Source organism: Enterococcus florum, assembly GCF_004309355.1.
GTDB classification, from domain to species: Bacteria; Bacillota; Bacilli; order Lactobacillales; family Enterococcaceae; genus Enterococcus_A; species Enterococcus_A florum.
In genome coordinates this window covers 12351-29502 of record NZ_BJCC01000008.1, presented here as the reverse complement: position 1 = coordinate 29502, position 17152 = coordinate 12351, and the positions used below count along the sequence as shown (strand labels likewise).

At 41.3% G+C, this 17152-nt stretch carries 16 protein-coding genes and 1 other annotated feature; of the genes, 3 read left to right on the top strand and 13 right to left on the bottom strand.

The window, feature by feature from the left end:
• Positions 1 to 45: 45 nt before the first annotated feature.
• The 8 genes from NRIC_RS04375 to NRIC_RS04340 all read right to left on the bottom strand — a co-directional run bounded on the left by NRIC_RS04375 (position 46) and on the right by NRIC_RS04340 (position 8066).
• Positions 46 to 1401, bottom strand: coding sequence for a peptide MFS transporter (locus tag NRIC_RS04375; RefSeq protein WP_146621494.1), 1356 nt, complete (start codon positions 1399 to 1401; stop codon positions 46 to 48).
• A gap of 28 nt (positions 1402 to 1429) precedes the next feature.
• On the bottom strand, positions 1430 to 2311 hold the full coding sequence (gene pepI, locus NRIC_RS04370; RefSeq protein ID WP_146621493.1) for a proline iminopeptidase: 882 nt from the start codon (positions 2309 to 2311) through the stop codon (positions 1430 to 1432).
• A gap of 104 nt (positions 2312 to 2415) precedes the next feature.
• A complete protein-coding gene (locus NRIC_RS04365) occupies positions 2416 to 3492 on the bottom strand; it encodes a M24 family metallopeptidase (RefSeq protein WP_146621492.1) in 1077 nt (358 codons plus the stop codon).
• A gap of 550 nt (positions 3493 to 4042) precedes the next feature.
• Positions 4043 to 4495: a threonine/serine exporter family protein gene (locus NRIC_RS04360; RefSeq protein WP_146621491.1), complete on the bottom strand. Its 453-nt coding sequence runs from the start codon at positions 4493 to 4495 to the stop codon at positions 4043 to 4045.
• Positions 4496 to 4513: 18 nt separating this feature from the next.
• Positions 4514 to 5278, bottom strand: a complete 765-nt coding sequence (locus tag NRIC_RS04355) for a threonine/serine exporter family protein (RefSeq protein WP_146621490.1) — start codon at positions 5276 to 5278, stop codon at positions 4514 to 4516.
• 323 nt (positions 5279 to 5601) lie between these two features.
• Positions 5602 to 6669 carry a M24 family metallopeptidase gene (locus NRIC_RS04350; RefSeq protein WP_146621489.1) on the bottom strand — a complete coding sequence of 356 codons (1068 nt, stop codon included), beginning with the start codon at positions 6667 to 6669 and terminating at the stop codon, positions 5602 to 5604.
• Between the two features lie 115 nt (positions 6670 to 6784).
• Entirely contained in the window at positions 6785 to 7183 is a 399-nt protein-coding gene (locus NRIC_RS04345; protein ID WP_146621488.1) for a DUF1622 domain-containing protein, read from the bottom strand.
• Positions 7164 to 8066, bottom strand: a complete 903-nt coding sequence (locus NRIC_RS04340) for a LysR family transcriptional regulator (protein WP_146621487.1) — start codon at positions 8064 to 8066, stop codon at positions 7164 to 7166. The genes NRIC_RS04345 and NRIC_RS04340 overlap by 20 nt, the downstream gene beginning before the upstream one ends.
• A gap of 104 nt (positions 8067 to 8170) precedes the next feature.
• Here NRIC_RS04340 and NRIC_RS04335 point away from each other — a divergent pair, with 104 nt between their 5' ends.
• Both NRIC_RS04335 and NRIC_RS04330 read left to right on the top strand, forming a co-directional pair.
• On the top strand, positions 8171 to 8713 hold the full coding sequence (locus NRIC_RS04335; RefSeq protein WP_146621486.1) for a chromate transporter: 543 nt from the start codon (positions 8171 to 8173) through the stop codon (positions 8711 to 8713).
• Entirely contained in the window at positions 8710 to 9261 is a 552-nt protein-coding gene (locus NRIC_RS04330) for a chromate transporter (RefSeq protein ID WP_146621485.1), read from the top strand. Before NRIC_RS04335 ends, NRIC_RS04330 begins: the two co-directional genes overlap by 4 nt.
• A gap of 102 nt (positions 9262 to 9363) precedes the next feature.
• Here NRIC_RS04330 and NRIC_RS04325 read toward each other — a convergent pair whose 3' ends face one another.
• The 5 genes from NRIC_RS04325 to NRIC_RS04305 all read right to left on the bottom strand — a co-directional run bounded on the left by NRIC_RS04325 (position 9364) and on the right by NRIC_RS04305 (position 15859).
• Entirely contained in the window at positions 9364 to 10665 is a 1302-nt protein-coding gene (locus tag NRIC_RS04325; RefSeq protein ID WP_146621484.1) for a chloride channel protein, read from the bottom strand.
• A gap of 76 nt (positions 10666 to 10741) precedes the next feature.
• On the bottom strand, positions 10742 to 11788 hold the full coding sequence (locus tag NRIC_RS04320; protein WP_146621483.1) for a replication initiator protein A: 1047 nt from the start codon (positions 11786 to 11788) through the stop codon (positions 10742 to 10744).
• Between the two features lie 643 nt (positions 11789 to 12431).
• Positions 12432 to 12989, bottom strand: coding sequence for a hypothetical protein (locus NRIC_RS04315; RefSeq protein WP_146621482.1), 558 nt, complete (start codon positions 12987 to 12989; stop codon positions 12432 to 12434).
• An 11-nt stretch (positions 12990 to 13000) separates the two neighbouring features.
• A complete protein-coding gene (locus NRIC_RS04310) occupies positions 13001 to 13852 on the bottom strand; it encodes a ParA family protein (protein ID WP_146621481.1) in 852 nt (283 codons plus the stop codon).
• A gap of 939 nt (positions 13853 to 14791) precedes the next feature.
• Entirely contained in the window at positions 14792 to 15859 is a 1068-nt protein-coding gene (locus tag NRIC_RS04305; RefSeq protein ID WP_146621480.1) for an iron-containing alcohol dehydrogenase family protein, read from the bottom strand.
• Between the two features lie 146 nt (positions 15860 to 16005).
• Positions 16006 to 16242, top strand: a binding site (T-box leader).
• Between the two features lie 67 nt (positions 16243 to 16309).
• Here NRIC_RS04305 and NRIC_RS04300 point away from each other — a divergent pair.
• Positions 16310 to 17140 (top strand): MetQ/NlpA family ABC transporter substrate-binding protein, encoded by an 831-nt coding sequence (locus tag NRIC_RS04300; RefSeq protein WP_146621479.1) that lies wholly within the window; start codon positions 16310 to 16312, stop codon positions 17138 to 17140.
• Positions 17141 to 17152: the final 12 nt, after the last annotated feature.

Below are 17152 nucleotides of genomic sequence, written 5' to 3'. Positions count from 1 at the left end.
AGACAAAAAACCAACCTCCGAAGAGATTGGTTTTTAGCAAAATACTTATTCGGCTGTCTCCAATTTATCCAACGACTTGCTGCCGAACCATAGAATCAATCCTAAAGCGATAACGACTGCGGCTAGTACACCATAGCCCATTTGGAAATCTCCTGGAACATCAGTTTCTAGCAACGCATAAATGACTGGATAAATCATTTGAGAGAAAAATACTGCGATTGTCCAGACGCCTAATAGTAATCCCATTAGTTTCGCTGGTGCCAGTTTTGCAATAAATGAGTTTCCTAAAGGAGAGAAGATCATTTCACCAACTGACATAAGTATGCTGACCAATACTAACCAGATAATTGATGTACTTCCTTGACCGACCATGTCCGCAACGACCATTGCCACATAAGAAATACCCACTAGGATCATTCCTAGTGCAGTTTTCTTGAACATACTCATATCTCCTTGAGGGCGTTTGGCCAATTTAGTCCACAAACGTCCTAAAACAGGACCTAAAATAATACAAGTCAAAGCATTCATAGAATCAAAATAAGAAGTTGGTACTTTGAAGCTTCCAACTAGCCAGTTTGCCCGTTCTAAGAATCCTGCACCATCTCCGTGCCCAAAGTAGAAGTATGCTGGCATATAAGCCAAATACCACACCGTCCAGAAAACTACCGAGAACAACGTTACCAAGATAATAGCGATGATCCGCTTCCAGTCACCAGAAGTTAGTTTTGTATTTGCTCCCTCTACCTTTTTACCAGCAGATTCAAATTGACGTTGATCAACCTTAAATGGTTTCTTACCTGCTTCACCTAATGAACGGCTGTTGAAAATAAACCATAATGCATCAATAAACAGCAATATACCACAAATCAGGAATACAAAGTTAAATCCAAATGGATCAATCAACAGTACCAAGAATGTGGTCCCACAGAATGAACCAATGTTAACAAAGGAATACTGGACAGAAAATGCCTCGTTCAATTCTTTCTCATCATCAAATAATAGCGCGTTTACCCCTGAGAGATTTCCTTTGAATAATCCAGTACCGACAGCGACCAAAATAATCATTACCCAAACCAAAGCCATTGAATCCGCGAACCAGGTCATCACATACCCAGCTCCCATCATAATCATCCCCGCCGCAACAGATATTCGTGGACTTAGCCAATAATCGGCAATTAGGCCTCCAAATGTTGGTGTGATATAAGTAGCTGCTACAAACCAAGCAGAGATTTGAACTCCCTGTGCACTTGTCATCCCTAAACCACCCGATGCTGCGTTGGTTGCAATCCAAATCGCCAGCATATATTTGGCAGTATAAAATGCCATACGCTCAAAGGTAAACCCTAATGCGCAGACATAAAAGCCAAAAGGTTTTTTCTTTTTAACCGGAGTTGTTTCCATGATGTTCCTTCTTTCTTAAAAAAATATTTTAGTCGTGAGCAGAAAGCCACGTTTCTAATAGATCCATGTATTTCTCGCGTTCTTCAACAAATGGCATATGGCGACTGTGGGCAAATAATTCCCATGTTGCTCCTGGAATCGCATCAAACATTGTTTTAGAAACCAGCGGCGTAGACAAATCGTTGGTGCCGCTGGTGATCAGTGTCGGTACATCAATCGACGGCAATTTGTCTGTGTATTCATAAGGTTGCAGAGTTCCTGTCGGCATGTACTCGTTTGGTCCCCAAGCCGTCACATAGCTTTCTGTTCCCGGCACCTTCTTGCGACGCAAAGGCTCAGGAGAGTCCTCTGTCGGCACAGCCGCTGCGTGGCGTACCATAAAACGATCATTGGCTGCTAAATAAGCAGGATCATCGTAGTTGTTTTCTGCTTCGGCTTTGGCGATCGCCGCTTGATCTTCTTCGGACATGAATGAGATCATGCGATGCTGTTCCTGTGCCCAAAGGCTGGCAGAAGAAAGAGTGCTGGATAAAATCATACTCTTGATTCCCTTTGGCTGATAATCACACAAATAAATGATTTCCAGCATGCCGCCCCAAGATTGGCCCAGCAAATGAACGTCATCTAATCCTAAATGTTCTCTCAACGCGATCAATTCGTTGACCCAGGTCTCCTTCGTCCAAAGGGAAGGATCTGAAGGTACCGCTGATTTTCCGCAACCCAATTGATCGTACATAATCAACTGGCGGCCATCGACAGCCATTTCATCTAATACTTCAAAATAATTGTGGGTCGATCCTGGTCCGCCGTGCATCAAGATCAATGGTTTTTTGCCGTTAGCTTCTTCTCCGACGATTCGGTAATACGTTTGATGACCTAAATAAGGCATGTAGCCTTCTTCTACTTTCATCTTCATCCTCCTAAATTTTCATGAATGAGTCTGATTTCCTTGGTTCTTGGGAACCACTAATCCTTCTTCGATCCGCATTGAAGGCGGATCGAAGAAGATATCTGTTAGCCGATGATTTCTAAGTCTTTTGGATAATGGTTCAGGTTTTCACAACCGTCTTCAGTCACGATCACTAAATCTTCGATCCGCACACCGACTTCTCCTGGAATGTAGATCCCTGGTTCGATCGAGAAGATATTCCCGACTTCGGCCACATTGTCATTTGCTGCAGAAACGTCGCCTGCTTCATGGCATTCGATCCCAATAAAGTGTCCTAAACGGTGAGTGAAGTATTCGCCATAGCCCTTTTCTGTGATGTAATCACGCGCAGCCGCGTCTACATCAGACAATTTCACACCTGGTTTTACAATGTCAATCGCCCGCTGGTTAGCCTCTTTAACGATTTCATACACTTCACGACCTTTGTCAGAAACTTCTTTGTAGAAGAAGGTCCGGGTCATGTCAGACGCATAAGAATTTTTCACTCCGCCGATGTCCAAGATAACACTGTCGCCAGGCTTCACTGTGGAATCATCTGTTTCATGGTGAGGGTCGGCAGCATTGGCACCATAGCCCACGATCGGGTCAAAGGAGAAGCCGCTGTTGCCTAATTCTTTGTAGATCTGGCCTAATCTGTCGGCCATTTCTGCTTCTGTCAATTCTTCCGGCAGTAATTTTTTCAATCGATCGATTGCTATTTCGTTGTCCGCTTGTGCATCACGCATCAATTGTTTTTCTTCTTCATCTTTGATCGCCCGAACCGCGTCTGTCACTTCAGAACCGTTGCCCAATTTAGCATCGGGAATCAATTCCAACAAACGCAATAAGAATTTAGCCGGCCAGAATTTATCGACACCGATCTTTTCATCTGTCTTCACGTATTCAAGAACTTTTGCGACCGCATCATCTGTGTCATCAATAAATACTTTTTCTACACCCAAATCTTCTTCGATCGGGAATAATTTGTTGACAATCAATGTGTTTTTGTTCTCAGGAGTAATCACCAATACCAATAAACGTTCACCTGGATGGATCCAGCGTCCTGTTAAATAGAAAATCGTTGCAGGATCAGATACCAACAGTTGACCATAACCTTGTTCCTTCATCTTTTCGATAACTCTTTCGACACGTTGTTTCTTCAAAATCCTTCACTCCTTTGCTTTTTTTCGCTACAGACATTTATTAAAAACAGTCGCTCCTGTTTTTACCACTTTTCATAGTACGAGGCTGGATAGTAGAGAAAGAATCTCTCTGTCCTCTCTTTCACAAAAAAAAACACTTCTTGATACACAAGATAAAATAACTTAAAATAAGAATGCTCTCTAAATGATACTTATTAAAAAAATGTTTTTTTCCTATTTACCCCGTTTATAAGTTTACTATAAATTTCATGATTATGAAACAATTCTTTTGACATTTCCGCAAAAATCCGCTTTTTTCTCATTAAAACCCTCTATTAATGAAGATTCAACGCCAAATAGACACTTTTTGTTCTCGACAAAAAATGCCTTCAGAAATCCCTATAGTTATATTAAAACGCCATGAGAATATGATTTAAATAACATTTTCAGTTTAATCCTATTCTTATTTTATTGAAAACAATTCTCATTCTTGTATTTTTATGAACAAAAAATCCCTTGCACTATCGCAAGGGATCGTAAAGCCGTCGGATTTTCGAGCAGAAATGTATATTTATTTTAATGCTTTTTGGCGTCTCCGATAGGTAAAAAAACACTTAGGCGACAGCTCATAGCCCACAGTAATCCCTAAAGAGATCGCGATGGCGATTTTTAACACTTGAATACCGATTTGTGCGGCCTGGATCGAATCACCAATGAAAAAGTTATAAGTAAAATTATAAATTCCTAATCCTGGTACTAAGCAGAAGATTCCGCAGATCAAAAAGATTGTTACTGGCGCCCTCAAAGCAAAAGAGGCTTCACGAGATAAATAGATCAACGCCAATGAAGCTACGAACGTCGCGGTAATCGGCATGGTCCAAAAATGCATAATGACAAGATAGATCAACCAACCAAATGCACCGATCGCTCCGCAATACAAATAATACTTTTTTGGTGCCTCAAATAAAATGGCAAAAGAAATCGTTCCAAAAAAGCCAGCGATTACCTGAAGAAGCATGGTCATCCGCTCATCCCTCCCTTTCTACAACCAAAACCAATTGAAAACACGCAGAACCATCCCGACACCGACAGAGATACACAAGGCAGTAATCAGTGCATTAATCATCTGTCCCCAGCCAGAGCTGTAATCCCCATCAAACAAATAGCGGATACCATTCACGACGGCCACTCCCGGCAACAGCGAGATGATCCCGCCAGTAACTAAACTGGTCAATTGTAAAACAGGAATCAGTTGAACCATCAAACAGGCCAAAATACTGACAAACATACTGCTGGAGATATTCCAGATAATTTGCGACATGTTTAATTTTGGTGCTACAAAAAAAGTGAACATCGCCAAAAGCGATCCTAGAAAAAGCGCACCGATCGAATCCCACAGCGTTCCGCCAAAAATATAGCAAAAGCACGCACTGCCAAAAGCATAGGCAGAGACCTTCAATGGGGTGGAAGAAAAATTCTCCTGCTTGATCCGATTTAGCTGTTCCCTGGCTTCTTCCGGCGTATATTTGCCCTCTGTGATGCGGCGTGATAAGGTGTTGATCTCTTCGATGCGTCCAAGATTGATCGGTGAAATTGGAACATCTTTGACTCGAGCCTGTACGGTTTCATCCTTCAGACGGGCGGTCATAAAAATACCATTGATCAGCACAAAACTGTCAAAATCCTCCAGCTTCAAGGCATCGGCGACATGTCGAATGGTGCTCTCAATCCGTTTGATCTCGGCTCCGTTTTCCAGCAAGGTTTCTCCTATATCATAAATCAAATCAAAACGGTCCTTTTCGTTCACACGATGACCTCCTTTTCTAGTGGATGCTAAGGTAGTGAATAGCTCCTGTTTTTATTGTTTGGCTCCGTTGTTGATGTTCTGCTCTAAACTGATTCATCGTACAAAAATGCTGGACGGCTAACTCATTAAGTTTTGAGGGGAGCTCTGGGGAAAATCCTTTTTATTCTCGTACGCATACCATTCTGCTAAATGATGCGATTGGTGGATTCAGCTCAGTTTCCTCTATCTATTTCTATTAATTAATTCTGAGAAAAGCAGGACTTACAATTGGAAAAACAACGACAGCGGAAGCTGTCGTTGCCCTAGTATAGCCTATTTTCCTCTTACAATTCAATCAAATCATGAGAAATGCTGATCATATTTTCATAGCCGTCATCGGTGATCAATACTTGGTCTTCAATGCGTACACCACCCCAGTCTGGAATGTAGATCCCAGGTTCGATGGTCATCACCATTCCCGTTTCCAAAACATCGTCGTACTGCTCATCAATATACGGCAATTCATGAACGAACAGACCAATGCTATGGCCGATATTGCGGTACGTAAACTGCGGATACTCGGTTCCTTCTAATGGTTTCAAGGAAGCTTGATAGATATCCTTGACGGGAGCACCATTTTTCATGACTGCTTCAGCGGCTTCTAAGCTTTGTTTTTCATATTCATAGACTTCACGCTGCTTGTCGCTGGCTTTTCCGACTACTACCGTACGTGTCATGTCGGACATATAGCCATTGTACTGACAACCAAAGTCCATCAAAACGAAGTCGCCATATTCAACTGCTTTTTTCGAAGGGATGCCGTGCAGCAAGGAAGTATTCGCTCCAGAGATCAGAATGTTGCCGTAAGGTTGAGTATCTGCACCTTCTTGCACCATGTACAAAGATAATTTTGCCGCCAGTTCTTTTTCGGTCACACCAACACGGATATCCTCTAAAATACGGGTGAACGCTCGACAGGAAATCTCGCAGGCATTGCGCATGTATTGGATTTCTTCTGGCGATTTGATCGCTCGCATCCGGTCGATCACTCCACCCGCCTGAACAAATTCCGCGATGGCTTTCTTAGTAAAATCAGAATACATGTCATACGTTAAATAATCGGCTTCAAAAGCGATTGTTTTTAAGCCTTTTTCTTCGGCCAAACGAGCCACAGTATCACCGACAGTCTTGCCTGGCAAACGCCAGTTGATGATTTCGTAATGAGGTACTTCGATAGCGGCTTGTTCTGTGTACCGAGGATCCGTTAGGAAAAATTGCTCATTTCGTGTCAGTAAAATAAATGAGTCATCTCCGGTCCAGCCGCTGGTAAAGCGTACGTTGACCCGCTTGGCAATGAAAAAAGCGTCTAGGTTTTCTTTTTCTAAATATGCGCGAATCTTCATTTCATTCATCTTTCCGATACCTTCTTTTCTTTTAGTTTGATTAAACTTATCGCCTGCATCTAGTTTCAGGGTATCAAGCAACATTTACCCGGTCAAACCGTTTTCACAAAAAATTATCAAATCCTCATTTTGCATGCATACGGTTTTTGGTTTCCTGTTGCATGGGGCTTTCTTCGATCTCACGGTGCAAAAAGTAAGAAATCACTGTCCGAATCACTACGACCAAGGCTAATTTGATAATGTCTTGAAAGGTGGGGTTCAGAATCGACTCGATGATATCTGCCACGATCAAAATTTCTAAGCTTAACAGGACATAGCTGCCTAAATAGGCTTTGATGAAATTATTTTCCAATGCAAGATCCACCTGATCGGTCTGACTTCTTATCAAATTCAAGAAAAAATCTTTACTGGCCGTCGCTGCTCCCCACAAAATAATAAATATGGAGACCATATTCAGCAAAAAAACGATCCAGTGAAAGATCGGCATAAGAAATTGCAGTACACTATCCGTTGTTGCTTCCATATTCATCACTCCCTTGATTTTGCTTTAGCACTCGCTCACGGAACCGGCTCATCGTCTCTGTGAAGAGATGTTCCGTTTGATACACTAGCTGGACAGGGTTAAACAAGCGTTTTTCTTGAAATCGCAAGCAGACGACCTGTTCCTGGTACTGAGATTGCGTGACCAATTGCTCCGGCAAGAAAGTTATTCCCGTACCAGTCGCCGCCATGGCCAATAGTGCAGGTGAATTGATACTGGTCATCATCGGATCTGCCTGCTTTTGTTGGATGAATAACCAACTGTCCAAAGTATCCCGCAGTGCACTTCCCTGCTCTCGCAGGAGCAGCGGATAGCGTATAAATTCCTCGACCGTCAGCTGATTTTTCTGGGCCAAGGGATGGTGTTTAGCGACCACGACCACCAATTCATACTGGTCAAAGACCTCGACCGTCAGCTCCTTGTTCGTGATCACTCCCTCTAGCAAGGCCATATCCAATTCCTGATTCAATAAAGCTGTAACAATCGTTTCAGCTGAATCCGCTCTAACCGTGAGATGATTGCCTTCTTCAATAAACGCAGGCAATAACTGCGGCAACCAAAAATTGGCAATCGTCAGGTTTGCCCCGAGCTTCATTGGTGCCTTTTTTTCCAAATAGCCTGCAAAGTCCTCCAAGGATTCATATTCACGAATGAAATGCTTCACCCGTTGAAAAAAGGCGTTTCCGGCAGGATTTAATCGGATCGATTTTCCTGGACGATCAAATAATCGAACACCGATCTCCGATTCCAGCTCTTGAATCGTTTGACTGACAGCCGGTTGGGAAATGAATGATTTATCCGCTGCTTCCGTAATATTCTCCAATTCCGCTACAGTTAGAAACAATTTTAGCTGTCGAATATTCACTTAAGATCCCTCCTTAATAAGTATTCACTTATAGATTTGATAAATACATTGTATTTCACTTATGACCTTTTGTCTCGTATACTTAGTTAGGAAGGGGGAAAACTATGTCTTCATCCTATGTTCGTTTATTTGGATATAACTTTTTTATCAGCACCTTTACCTTTGGTGGTGGGTATGTCACGATTCCCATGATGGAAAAATACTTTGTGAATCATGGTGATTTATCAAAAGAAGAATTGCTGGACCTGGCAACGATCGCTCAATCTTCACCTGGAGCCATCGCTGTGAATTTATCTGTCCTGGTAGGCAAAAAAGCTCGCGGGTACAAAGGTGCCTTCGTTAGCGGAGTTGCGGCGATCATGCCTTCTTTCGTCATTTTGTCGTTGATTTCTTTGGCATATTCTGCCTTTCAGAACAACCCTATGGTTCGAGCTGTACTGCAAGGGATGGAAGCAGCCGTTGCGGCGATCATTGTTGATTTAGTGATCGATATGTACTTCGCTCTGCGGCGGGAGAAAAATCTCTGGCTGATGATCCTTCCGTTTTTTGCTTTTGTGGCGAATGCCTTTTTCAATGTTCATCCTTTGTGGATTTTAATTTTGGCGGCAGTGTTCGTAGTTCTTCAAAGGAGAGTGGCTAATGCATGATGTTATTTGAAATTTTTCGCAGCTTTTTCTTTATTGGGCTGCTTAGTATTGGCGGCGGGTATGCGACCTTGCCATTGATCCAAGCCGAAATCGTCGCTGAGCAGCAATGGCTGACGATCCAGGAATTCAGTGATATCGTGACCATTTCCCAAATGACCCCCGGACCTTTAGCCGTCAATAGTGCCACGTTCGTTGGATTGCAGGTCGCAGGACTTTTGGGAGCTATTTTTGCAACGGTCGCCTGTATCAGCTCCGGGTGTGCGATTGCATTGGCCTTGGATTACTTTTTCAGCAAAAATAAAGAAAATGTCCTAATGCAGCAAGTCTTTTCCGGCTTAAAGTCTGCAACGGTCGGTTTGATCGCAGCAGCCAGTTTGTCCATGATCACCCTTGCCTTCAGCGGAACGCTTCACTGGTATGAGGTTCGCAGCTTTAATTGGATCCCCATTGTGCTGTTTGCCGTCTTTTTTGTTTTATTGCGTAAAAAGAAGCTCAGCCCAATCACTTTACTGGTTTTGGCAGGCGCCATCGGATTTTTGGTTTACTAAAAAGGAAAGAAATCAGCTAAAAAGACGTTCAATACTCAAATTACGAGTTTTGAACGTCTTTTGTCTACAGTCTGAGCGACCCACGTCGTGTGATCGCTCTTTTTAGCGTTTGGTTCGGCTCTTTCTTTCTGGCTTGTTTTTCTGAACTTTCTTTTTTGAGTTGACTTGTTTCTCACTAAGTTCTTGCAGCCTCGGAAGCCATTTGAACAATGCATTGCCTAAAAATGCCGCCGCCCATACCCAAAGAAACAATTTCACTGGGAAAAACAGTAAAAATAGACAGGCGGTCGCAAACGGTTTTTTCAAGATCACTCCGCAGGCGCTGGCAGTAAAAATTGCCACCAGCAGACCCGGCGAATGAGGAAACACACGAACGACCGCGAACGCAATCGCCACGCTTGAAAAAATCATCGGAAAAATCGATCCCCCACGCCAATTACACGCCAAGCAAACCATCGTAATCAGCATCTTGCCAACGCCGAACGCCAAGATTACAAAGGCATTCATCGTCGCAGCTTGTCTAGTAAAACTCAAAATCGAATGCTCCCCGGAAAAAAGAAAGACCGGTGAGATCATCCCCATAATCCCCAATAAAATCCCTGCAGCCACCGCTAATGGAACTGGATTTTTGATACGCTGGTTAAAGGACTCCGTTTTTTCCAGCAAGAAAGAAAATAGTTTCCCAAATAGTGCGCCCAATACGATCACCGGTACCAGCAATAAAAAGCCGGGAACAGTCATTGACGTTGACATGCGATGGATCGCAAAAATCTGTTCTTGATTTGGAAAGAAGCTATACGTGATCAAATAACTGATAAAGCCCGTAAATGTCGCAAAAATATACAACACATATTTTTTTATTTTACTTTCCGATAGATCCTGCCAGCGTTCATTCTCCAACGAACTGCCAACACCATACAACGGAGCCATAAAAATCACGCCCATGACCGTCCCGCTGCCGAACTCTAAAAAGTCTTTTCGAACGGCTGGTTTAACCTTTAAACGATCTGCAAAATAGGTTAATGAACTAGCGATGATCCCGATCACTGCCGCTTCTGGTCCGACACTGGCACCGAATAGCAATACTAGCAAGGAGCCTAAAACCGTGCGCACGATTGTCGCTTCTTTATAGTCGAATCTGCCCTTTTTTTGGATCTCTTGGGTAATTTCAGCTGCTGTTTTCGGGTATTTGCCAAAATAGCGAACAAAAAAACCGATCGAAAGCCCTCCAAGGATACATACCAAGAGCGGGTACAAACTAGGGTTGCCTAACGAATTGGGGACTGTCTGCCAAAGCCACTGGTTCCCGATCTCAACAAACCCCATAAACAGCGCTGCAATCATGCCCACAATCAAGCCGACCAGCCCACTGTACGCAAAAAAAGTGCCTGTAAATTTTTTCATAACACAAACCTTTCTGAATATACTCTGCTACATTATAGCAGAGAGAGCCGCTCTTAAAAGCAAAAAAACCGAATTTTTAAGCAATTTCTTGAATTTTTTTCCATTTTTCAGTGGAGAGTACGTGAGAAATACAAGAAAATGTTCGTTCCAATTCAGGTGTCAGCTCATAGTGATCCACCAAATATTGCCGGGTTTTCTCCGTAAAATACCCCTTCATGAAGGAAAAAAAGAATGCTTGCGGATTGCGTACCTGCTTGTACCGATACATCTGCTCGACTGCTTTGGCTACAGCATCAGCCAAGCCTTGTTGGTAATAATCATTGCCCTCAAAGGTCAGAACATCCGATTCAGCGGGTATTCCTGCCTGAATAAATTGCCGATTGCTCACAAATTTAGCTTTGAAGATCGTATCGACATACCACTTGGCCTGCTGATAGTCCCCTTCGCAAAATGGCAGAAAACGAGTAAATACCTGCGCTGGAATCAGGTGGACATACCGTGCTTTTAAGCCTGCGATTAAGCTCTCGGACTTTTCCACAGGAGCAGTGTCCGTCATCTTTGAAGCGGCAGCGCATGTTGCATTTGTTGGTCTTGTTGTTTTTTCTAGCTGTTTTTGTGTACTTGTCTGCAAATCTTGCGTTTTCGTGCCCGCAGATTTTGCAGGTCGGACAGTATCTGTAAAATCTGCGGCAGATACCAGTTGTTTTGATGTCGTATAATTTTTGAAGGCCAATTTGACTTCGCTGTCTTCAGCAGGAGCCTGAGGATTTGCTACATAGATTCGGTAGTGTTTCAGACCATGGCGAACCACCTTGATCAAATCGAGTTTGGCCAACGTGTTTCTTAGATTCGTGATTTTTCTCTCAGAAACTTTTAATAGATCTGCCGCCTCTTCGTTTGAAAAATAGATATAAGGCAGGCCGTCCTGATCCAACCAGCTGCCGTCCTTTTGGCTATTGTAAATACTGCAAGTCATGCGCATGGTATACAAGGCATGCAAAAACAGAGCCTCGATTGGCAATTCTTGGTATTTTGGATTGTTGATCAAATTTAGATCGATTGGTAGATAGTTACTGTTGGGTAAGTTAGCAGCAGTCATGAGCTGCGAAGAAATTGTGGTCATAGTGCTCCCTCCATATTCATCCGTGAATCATAAAAAAACAAGGATTTGAGAGTCGTCACACTATAAATGATTGAGAAAAAAGATGTTTTATAGTATAATAAAGAAAGGTTAGACAAACGCCAATTTTTCTAGCCGATACGCTTAATTTATATGTGACAAGCTAATTCGCCAAAATTAGCTCAAACCTTGAGAGTTTAAAGATCGCCAAATCTTTGGACTCTTTTTTTGATTCATTTATTTACATGTTAAGAATAATAGATATAAACGCCGTTGTAAAGCGATTTGTGAACATCTTTTTTTGAAGTTTACTTTTATAAATGTTGCTAAATGAATTATAGTAAACTTCAAAATAGATTTTAAATGTTTTTGGGTAAACTATAATTCAATTTGAAAAAGTTAAAAAGGTAAACTTAAATTTAAAAAATTCCTCTGCCCTCTTTCGAAGAAACTGTGGATAAACCCAGAGAGATATGCGAGTTTAAGCAAATTTTATCCACAAGGAAGACTAGGTAATTCTTAAAAAAAAGTAAACTTTCGAATTTGAAATACAACATTTTGAAGTTTACTTTATTCTTGAATAAAATAAAAAAAAGTAAACTTCAAAATACCTTAGAAAGTACTTTGTGGTTTACTTTTTTTACCGCTATTTCTCATCGTTTTCTAATTCTTTAAATAATTTCTGGTACTTTGGCTTCTCTTTGTACTCTTCCATGGCGGTTTCTTCGACATGGTTCAAGAAGTTTCGGTCATCCTTTGACAACTCTTTCTCAATGTAGTATTCATAGAGCCAATCAAACATTTTATCCGGTGTAAAGCCGTCAAATTTGGCATTGATCAGGTTTTGAATCCGGATTTTTGTTCGTGCAGAGATCTTCTGCATTTCAAGCGCCTTTAAACGTGGATCATAGTATTGCCGTTTACGCCCTCTTTTCCCCGCTTCATGATTATTTTCTTCTGAAACAGGTTCTGGTTGACGATATGTTGTCCGCAAAGGTGCGTCTTGCGTAGTCCTAAACGAAGAATGTTGCTGTCTAGCAGGAATTTCCCGTTTGATCGGTGCATTGGCTAGAAGATCTTTTGAACTAGGTTTTGGCTGTTCCGCTTCTTTTTTATCTTGTTTAGTGTATTCAGACATCTTTTCAATGCCTTTATTCTTCTTGTTCGCGGTCAAAAGCGAGTCAAGCTTCATTTTCTTTGCCATTTAACCTCCCCCTACTCCACTTCTGATAATAAAATACGATGCTCATCAATTTCGTCAAGGATTTGCATGAAAACCTCGTGTGCACGGTTATCCCACTGCTCTACCTTACCATTCTTGTTGATATCATAGGTAATCCCGGACCCATCGTAGCGTTTTAAGCGACTTTGGTTTAAGACGACCGTTTTTAGAAGATGGTCACCATAGATATCCTTTGCGGTTTCGTAGATCTCCTGATCGACAGAATCACGTTTTTGCATCATGAACGGGACGATCCCTACTACTTCTAGGTCTGTATCGTACTGCTCCACGAAGAAATTCATATAATCAATGTAGTTCTGAGCCCCTTTTAGGGATTTTACCTGAGTCTGCAGGATCACAATGACATATTCCGCTACGTACATTGCAGCATTTGAGTACGTACTGATTGTTGGCGGAACGTCAATGTAGATGACGTCGTAAATCTGTTTCAAAGGCTCGATCAAGCGTTCCATATATTGAAATTGCGACAATTTGTCGCTTGGGTATTTTTCGATCATATAATCTGGAAAATCAGAAAAAGAAATATTCGCAGGAATCAAGTCCAAATTTGGAAGGATATTGTAGATAGATCCCGCGATATCCCCTGTTCGAACAGCTTCCCAAATCGTCGAATCGAATTCATCAGGGAGATCCATGTTTCCGAAATTTTCAGCCGTTAAAGACAACACATCGCTGGTATTGCCCTGAGGGTCTAAATCGATCACTAACGTTTTTCGATGCTTTCGAAAGGCACTTTCAAAGGACAACATTTGGACAGTTGTCGACTTCCCTACTCCACCTTTAAAATTCCCCACTACATAGGTCTCTGCTTTTTTATTGGCCATACGGTAAACTCCTATTCTGCTCATATTCTTTTAAAGTTTACTATAAAAAGCAAAAAATTACAATACGGTTTACTATAATGATGAATAATATGGTAAACTTTATTAGACGGAACTAAAAAAAAGAATAATGGTTTACTTTAATTCGATAAATAGAACAGGTCACTTAAATTTCTAAAAAGATACTTTTCACCAAGATTAATTAGAGTAAACTGTTTAAAAAAATGGAGTAAACTTTAAAATATAAATAGAGTTCACTTTTATTAAAATAAGAGTAAACTATTTATAGTTCGTAGTGTTGTAATAAAAGCTTTTACGCAAAAAAAAGTATACCTAAAAGAGTAAAAAGGTAAACAATATATAAAAATTGAAGTACACTTTAATATAGATATTTGTATAATGAAGTTTACTTTTTAATTGAAGTTTACTTTGAAATAATATTATACAGTAGACTTTATTTAAAAATAAGGTCTACTTTTTCTAAATAAAAGTAAACTTTTGACATGGCTAATAGCTATAAAGTCAGTGAAATTCACTTTAAAAAGTAAACTTTTAATGTTTATTAGGTAAACTGCAAATCGAATTGTAGATATATAGTTTACTTTATATATACATGATTCGATAAAAGTAAACCTTATATATAAAAAGTAAACCTTTTTGTTCTATGAATATTGATATAAATGTATATAGACAAAGAAAAAGTAAACTTCATAAATAATAAAGTTTACTTTAAAATGAAGCGATGAAGTTTACTTTATATTTCTAGTATAGAGTAAACCATAAATGAATTGAAGTGAAAACTTGTTTTATTAAATGAGGTCTACCTTGTAAAAAAAGTAAACCCTAAATTGATTAAACTAAATAAGGTTTACTTCATCGTATAAATATAAACAATAAAAAACCTATTGAAGTATACTTCAATAGGTTGGGGGTAAACTTTAATTAAAGAGACTCTACGATTTGGATCGCTTGATAAACCTGTTCTGGGGTTATCTCAGGATCGATCATTCTAAAGGTTTCTTCTAGAGATGCAGCATGCTGTGTACAAGGTGCTAAACCTTCTTTACTTGTGTCTAAAACATCTAATTCAGCAAGCTTGGTCGGCAATCCTGTGTTTTTGTAGAACGTGTGCAGCTTTTTGATCTCATCAAGTTCATTGGTATGTGCTAATTGAACCAATATTCCGTAAGCAACTTTGTTTCCATGAAGCTGTGCATGAGTCGCTTCTAGGTAGGAGAGACCATCGTGAATAGCATGGGCACCGGCAGAGCGTCCATAAGTGGCTGCAAAGCCGCCGGTTTCACCTGCCAAACCAATGATAGTATCCGCAACGCGTTCAAACGCTGGGGTAATCTGTTGCTTTTTAAGATCAGCGATTCCTTCGATCGAATCGCTTAATAAAATGTCTAGGATTACTTTCGCGCTGGCGATTCCCAAGCGGATGTAGGCCGTTTTTTCTTCTTCACTCAGCTGCTTGGTGATGCCGATTATCTCATACCATTTAGCGATTGTATCGCCAATGCCAGCGACAAAATAATCTTGTGGTGTAACCAGTAAAAACTGATAATCGATCAAGGTCAGAAAAGGCGCTCTAGGCATAAAGCCCATCTCGCGAAATGTTCGATCCGGGTGGTAGACCGCCACGATCGGTGTGAAGGGTGCACAGTTTGAGATCAGGGTAGGGACGGCGATCATTTCGATATTCATGACCTCGGCAACAAGTTTGCCCGTGTCCAGTACACGGCCGCCGCCGATGGCCAGAATCACATCGGCTTCACCGATCTCATCAGCGATTCGTTGTGCATCCTCACGACTGGCACTGCCGTTATAGCGATAAAGCGGATAATTGAATTCTTTTTGATAATAGTCGGAAAAAATTTGAAAAGAAATTTCTCCAGTGACCACAGCAACCTTTTTAAAAGGAACTAAATAAGCAGGCAGATCCTGCAAAATTCCTTTGCCGGTGGCGTAGCGATTCGCTCCGGGTCGAACTTCAACGGTGATATCCATAAAACATCGTCAACTCCTAGTTTTTTAAATTGAGATTAGTCTAAGCTTTTCTAAAATTAAAGTCAACTGTGAAAAAGATGAAAATTGACTGTTGACAAATGAATTTCGTCTGGGTATGATACAACTCATAACAAATCGCTAAAAAGAAAAACGTGATGAAGAGAAAAGTATAGACAACGAAGCATCAAAGAGAGTCTGGGCAGGTGAGAGCCAGATATGCGGACGTGTGTAGAAAATGGTCTCTGAACGGCACTGTCGATAGGTAGACGGTGACGGGGTAGCGCTCGTTAGGAACGCTCTAGTATGAACACGTACTAGTTAAGGCAGAGGTCGTGAGACATTCTGCAAAAAAAGGTGGTACCGCGAGTAAGCTCGTCCTTTTCCAACTCTTAGTGGGTGGAAAAGGGCGAGTTTTTTTCTTTTGGCAAAAAATTTGAGGAGGAATCATTCATGAAAAAAGGAATCAAGCAAACGATTTTAGCAGGAACAGTTTTAATAGCCGGAGGACTTCTGTTGGCTGCTTGTGGAGGCAGCAATAAAAAAGAGGCGGCCTTAGACGAGGATAAGGTGACGATCGGGGTGACTTCGGGTCCGCACCAGCAAATCTTAGAAGAGGTGGCAAAACAAGCAAACGAGGATGGTCTGACAATCGAAGTAAAGACCTTTGATGATTACAACACGCCGAATACTGCGTTGAATGACGGCGATTTAGATGGCAACAGCTACCAAACCTTGTCCTTTTTGGAGCAACAGGCGAAGGACAAAAATTATGAGATTGAGCAGGCATTTAAAACAGTTGTTTTTCCACTGGGCGTCTATTCAGAGAAGTTGAAATCGCTGGATGAGTTAAAGGAAGGAGACAAGGTCGGTGTACCAAATGACCCGACTAACGAATATCGCGCATTAAAACTACTAGAGGAGGCCGGTGTTTTGAAACTAAAAGACGGCGTCGAAGTCCAAGCAACCAAAAATGATGTAGCAGAAAATCCTAAAAAAATCGAAATCGTTGAGCTGGAGGCTTCGCAGATCCCGCAGCAGCTGGGCGAACTGGCCGCAGCCGCCATCAATACCAATTTTGCCTTTGGTGCTGGTCTGACGATCAATGATGACGCTGTTTACCATGAACCACAGGAAAACAATCCGTATTTTAACGTGTTCGCTGTTCGAGTGGCTAATAAAAATGACAAAGTCATTGAAAAATTGCGGGAGTATTACCAGTCAGAAGAGACTAAACAGTTTATCGACGAGACCTTTAAGGGATCTGTCGTGCCAGCATTTTAAACACATTGAAGT

Excerpts from the sequence above, each read along its gene's own strand:
- NRIC_RS04375 (WP_146621494.1), bottom strand. The coding sequence starts at position 1,401 with ATGGAAACAACTCCGGTTAAAAAGAAAAAACCTTTTGGCTTTTATGTC.
- pepI (WP_146621493.1), bottom strand. The coding sequence starts at position 2,311 with ATGAAAGTAGAAGAAGGCTACATGCCTTATTTAGGTCATCAAACGTAT.
- NRIC_RS04360 (WP_146621491.1), bottom strand. The coding sequence starts at position 4,495 with ATGACCATGCTTCTTCAGGTAATCGCTGGCTTTTTTGGAACGATTTCT.
- NRIC_RS04350 (WP_146621489.1), bottom strand. The coding sequence starts at position 6,669 with ATGAATGAAATGAAGATTCGCGCATATTTAGAAAAAGAAAACCTAGAC.
- NRIC_RS04345 (WP_146621488.1), bottom strand. The coding sequence starts at position 7,183 with ATGGAAGCAACAACGGATAGTGTACTGCAATTTCTTATGCCGATCTTT.
- NRIC_RS04335 (WP_146621486.1), top strand. The coding sequence starts at position 8,171 with ATGTCTTCATCCTATGTTCGTTTATTTGGATATAACTTTTTTATCAGC.
- NRIC_RS04330 (WP_146621485.1), top strand. The coding sequence starts at position 8,710 with ATGATGTTATTTGAAATTTTTCGCAGCTTTTTCTTTATTGGGCTGCTT.
- NRIC_RS04325 (WP_146621484.1), bottom strand. The coding sequence starts at position 10,665 with ATGAAAAAATTTACAGGCACTTTTTTTGCGTACAGTGGGCTGGTCGGC.
- NRIC_RS04320 (WP_146621483.1), bottom strand. The coding sequence starts at position 11,788 with ATGACCACAATTTCTTCGCAGCTCATGACTGCTGCTAACTTACCCAAC.
- NRIC_RS04315 (WP_146621482.1), bottom strand. The coding sequence starts at position 12,989 with ATGGCAAAGAAAATGAAGCTTGACTCGCTTTTGACCGCGAACAAGAAG.
- NRIC_RS04310 (WP_146621481.1), bottom strand. The coding sequence starts at position 13,852 with ATGGCCAATAAAAAAGCAGAGACCTATGTAGTGGGGAATTTTAAAGGT.
- NRIC_RS04305 (WP_146621480.1), bottom strand. The coding sequence starts at position 15,859 with ATGGATATCACCGTTGAAGTTCGACCCGGAGCGAATCGCTACGCCACC.
- NRIC_RS04300 (WP_146621479.1), top strand. The coding sequence starts at position 16,310 with ATGAAAAAAGGAATCAAGCAAACGATTTTAGCAGGAACAGTTTTAATA.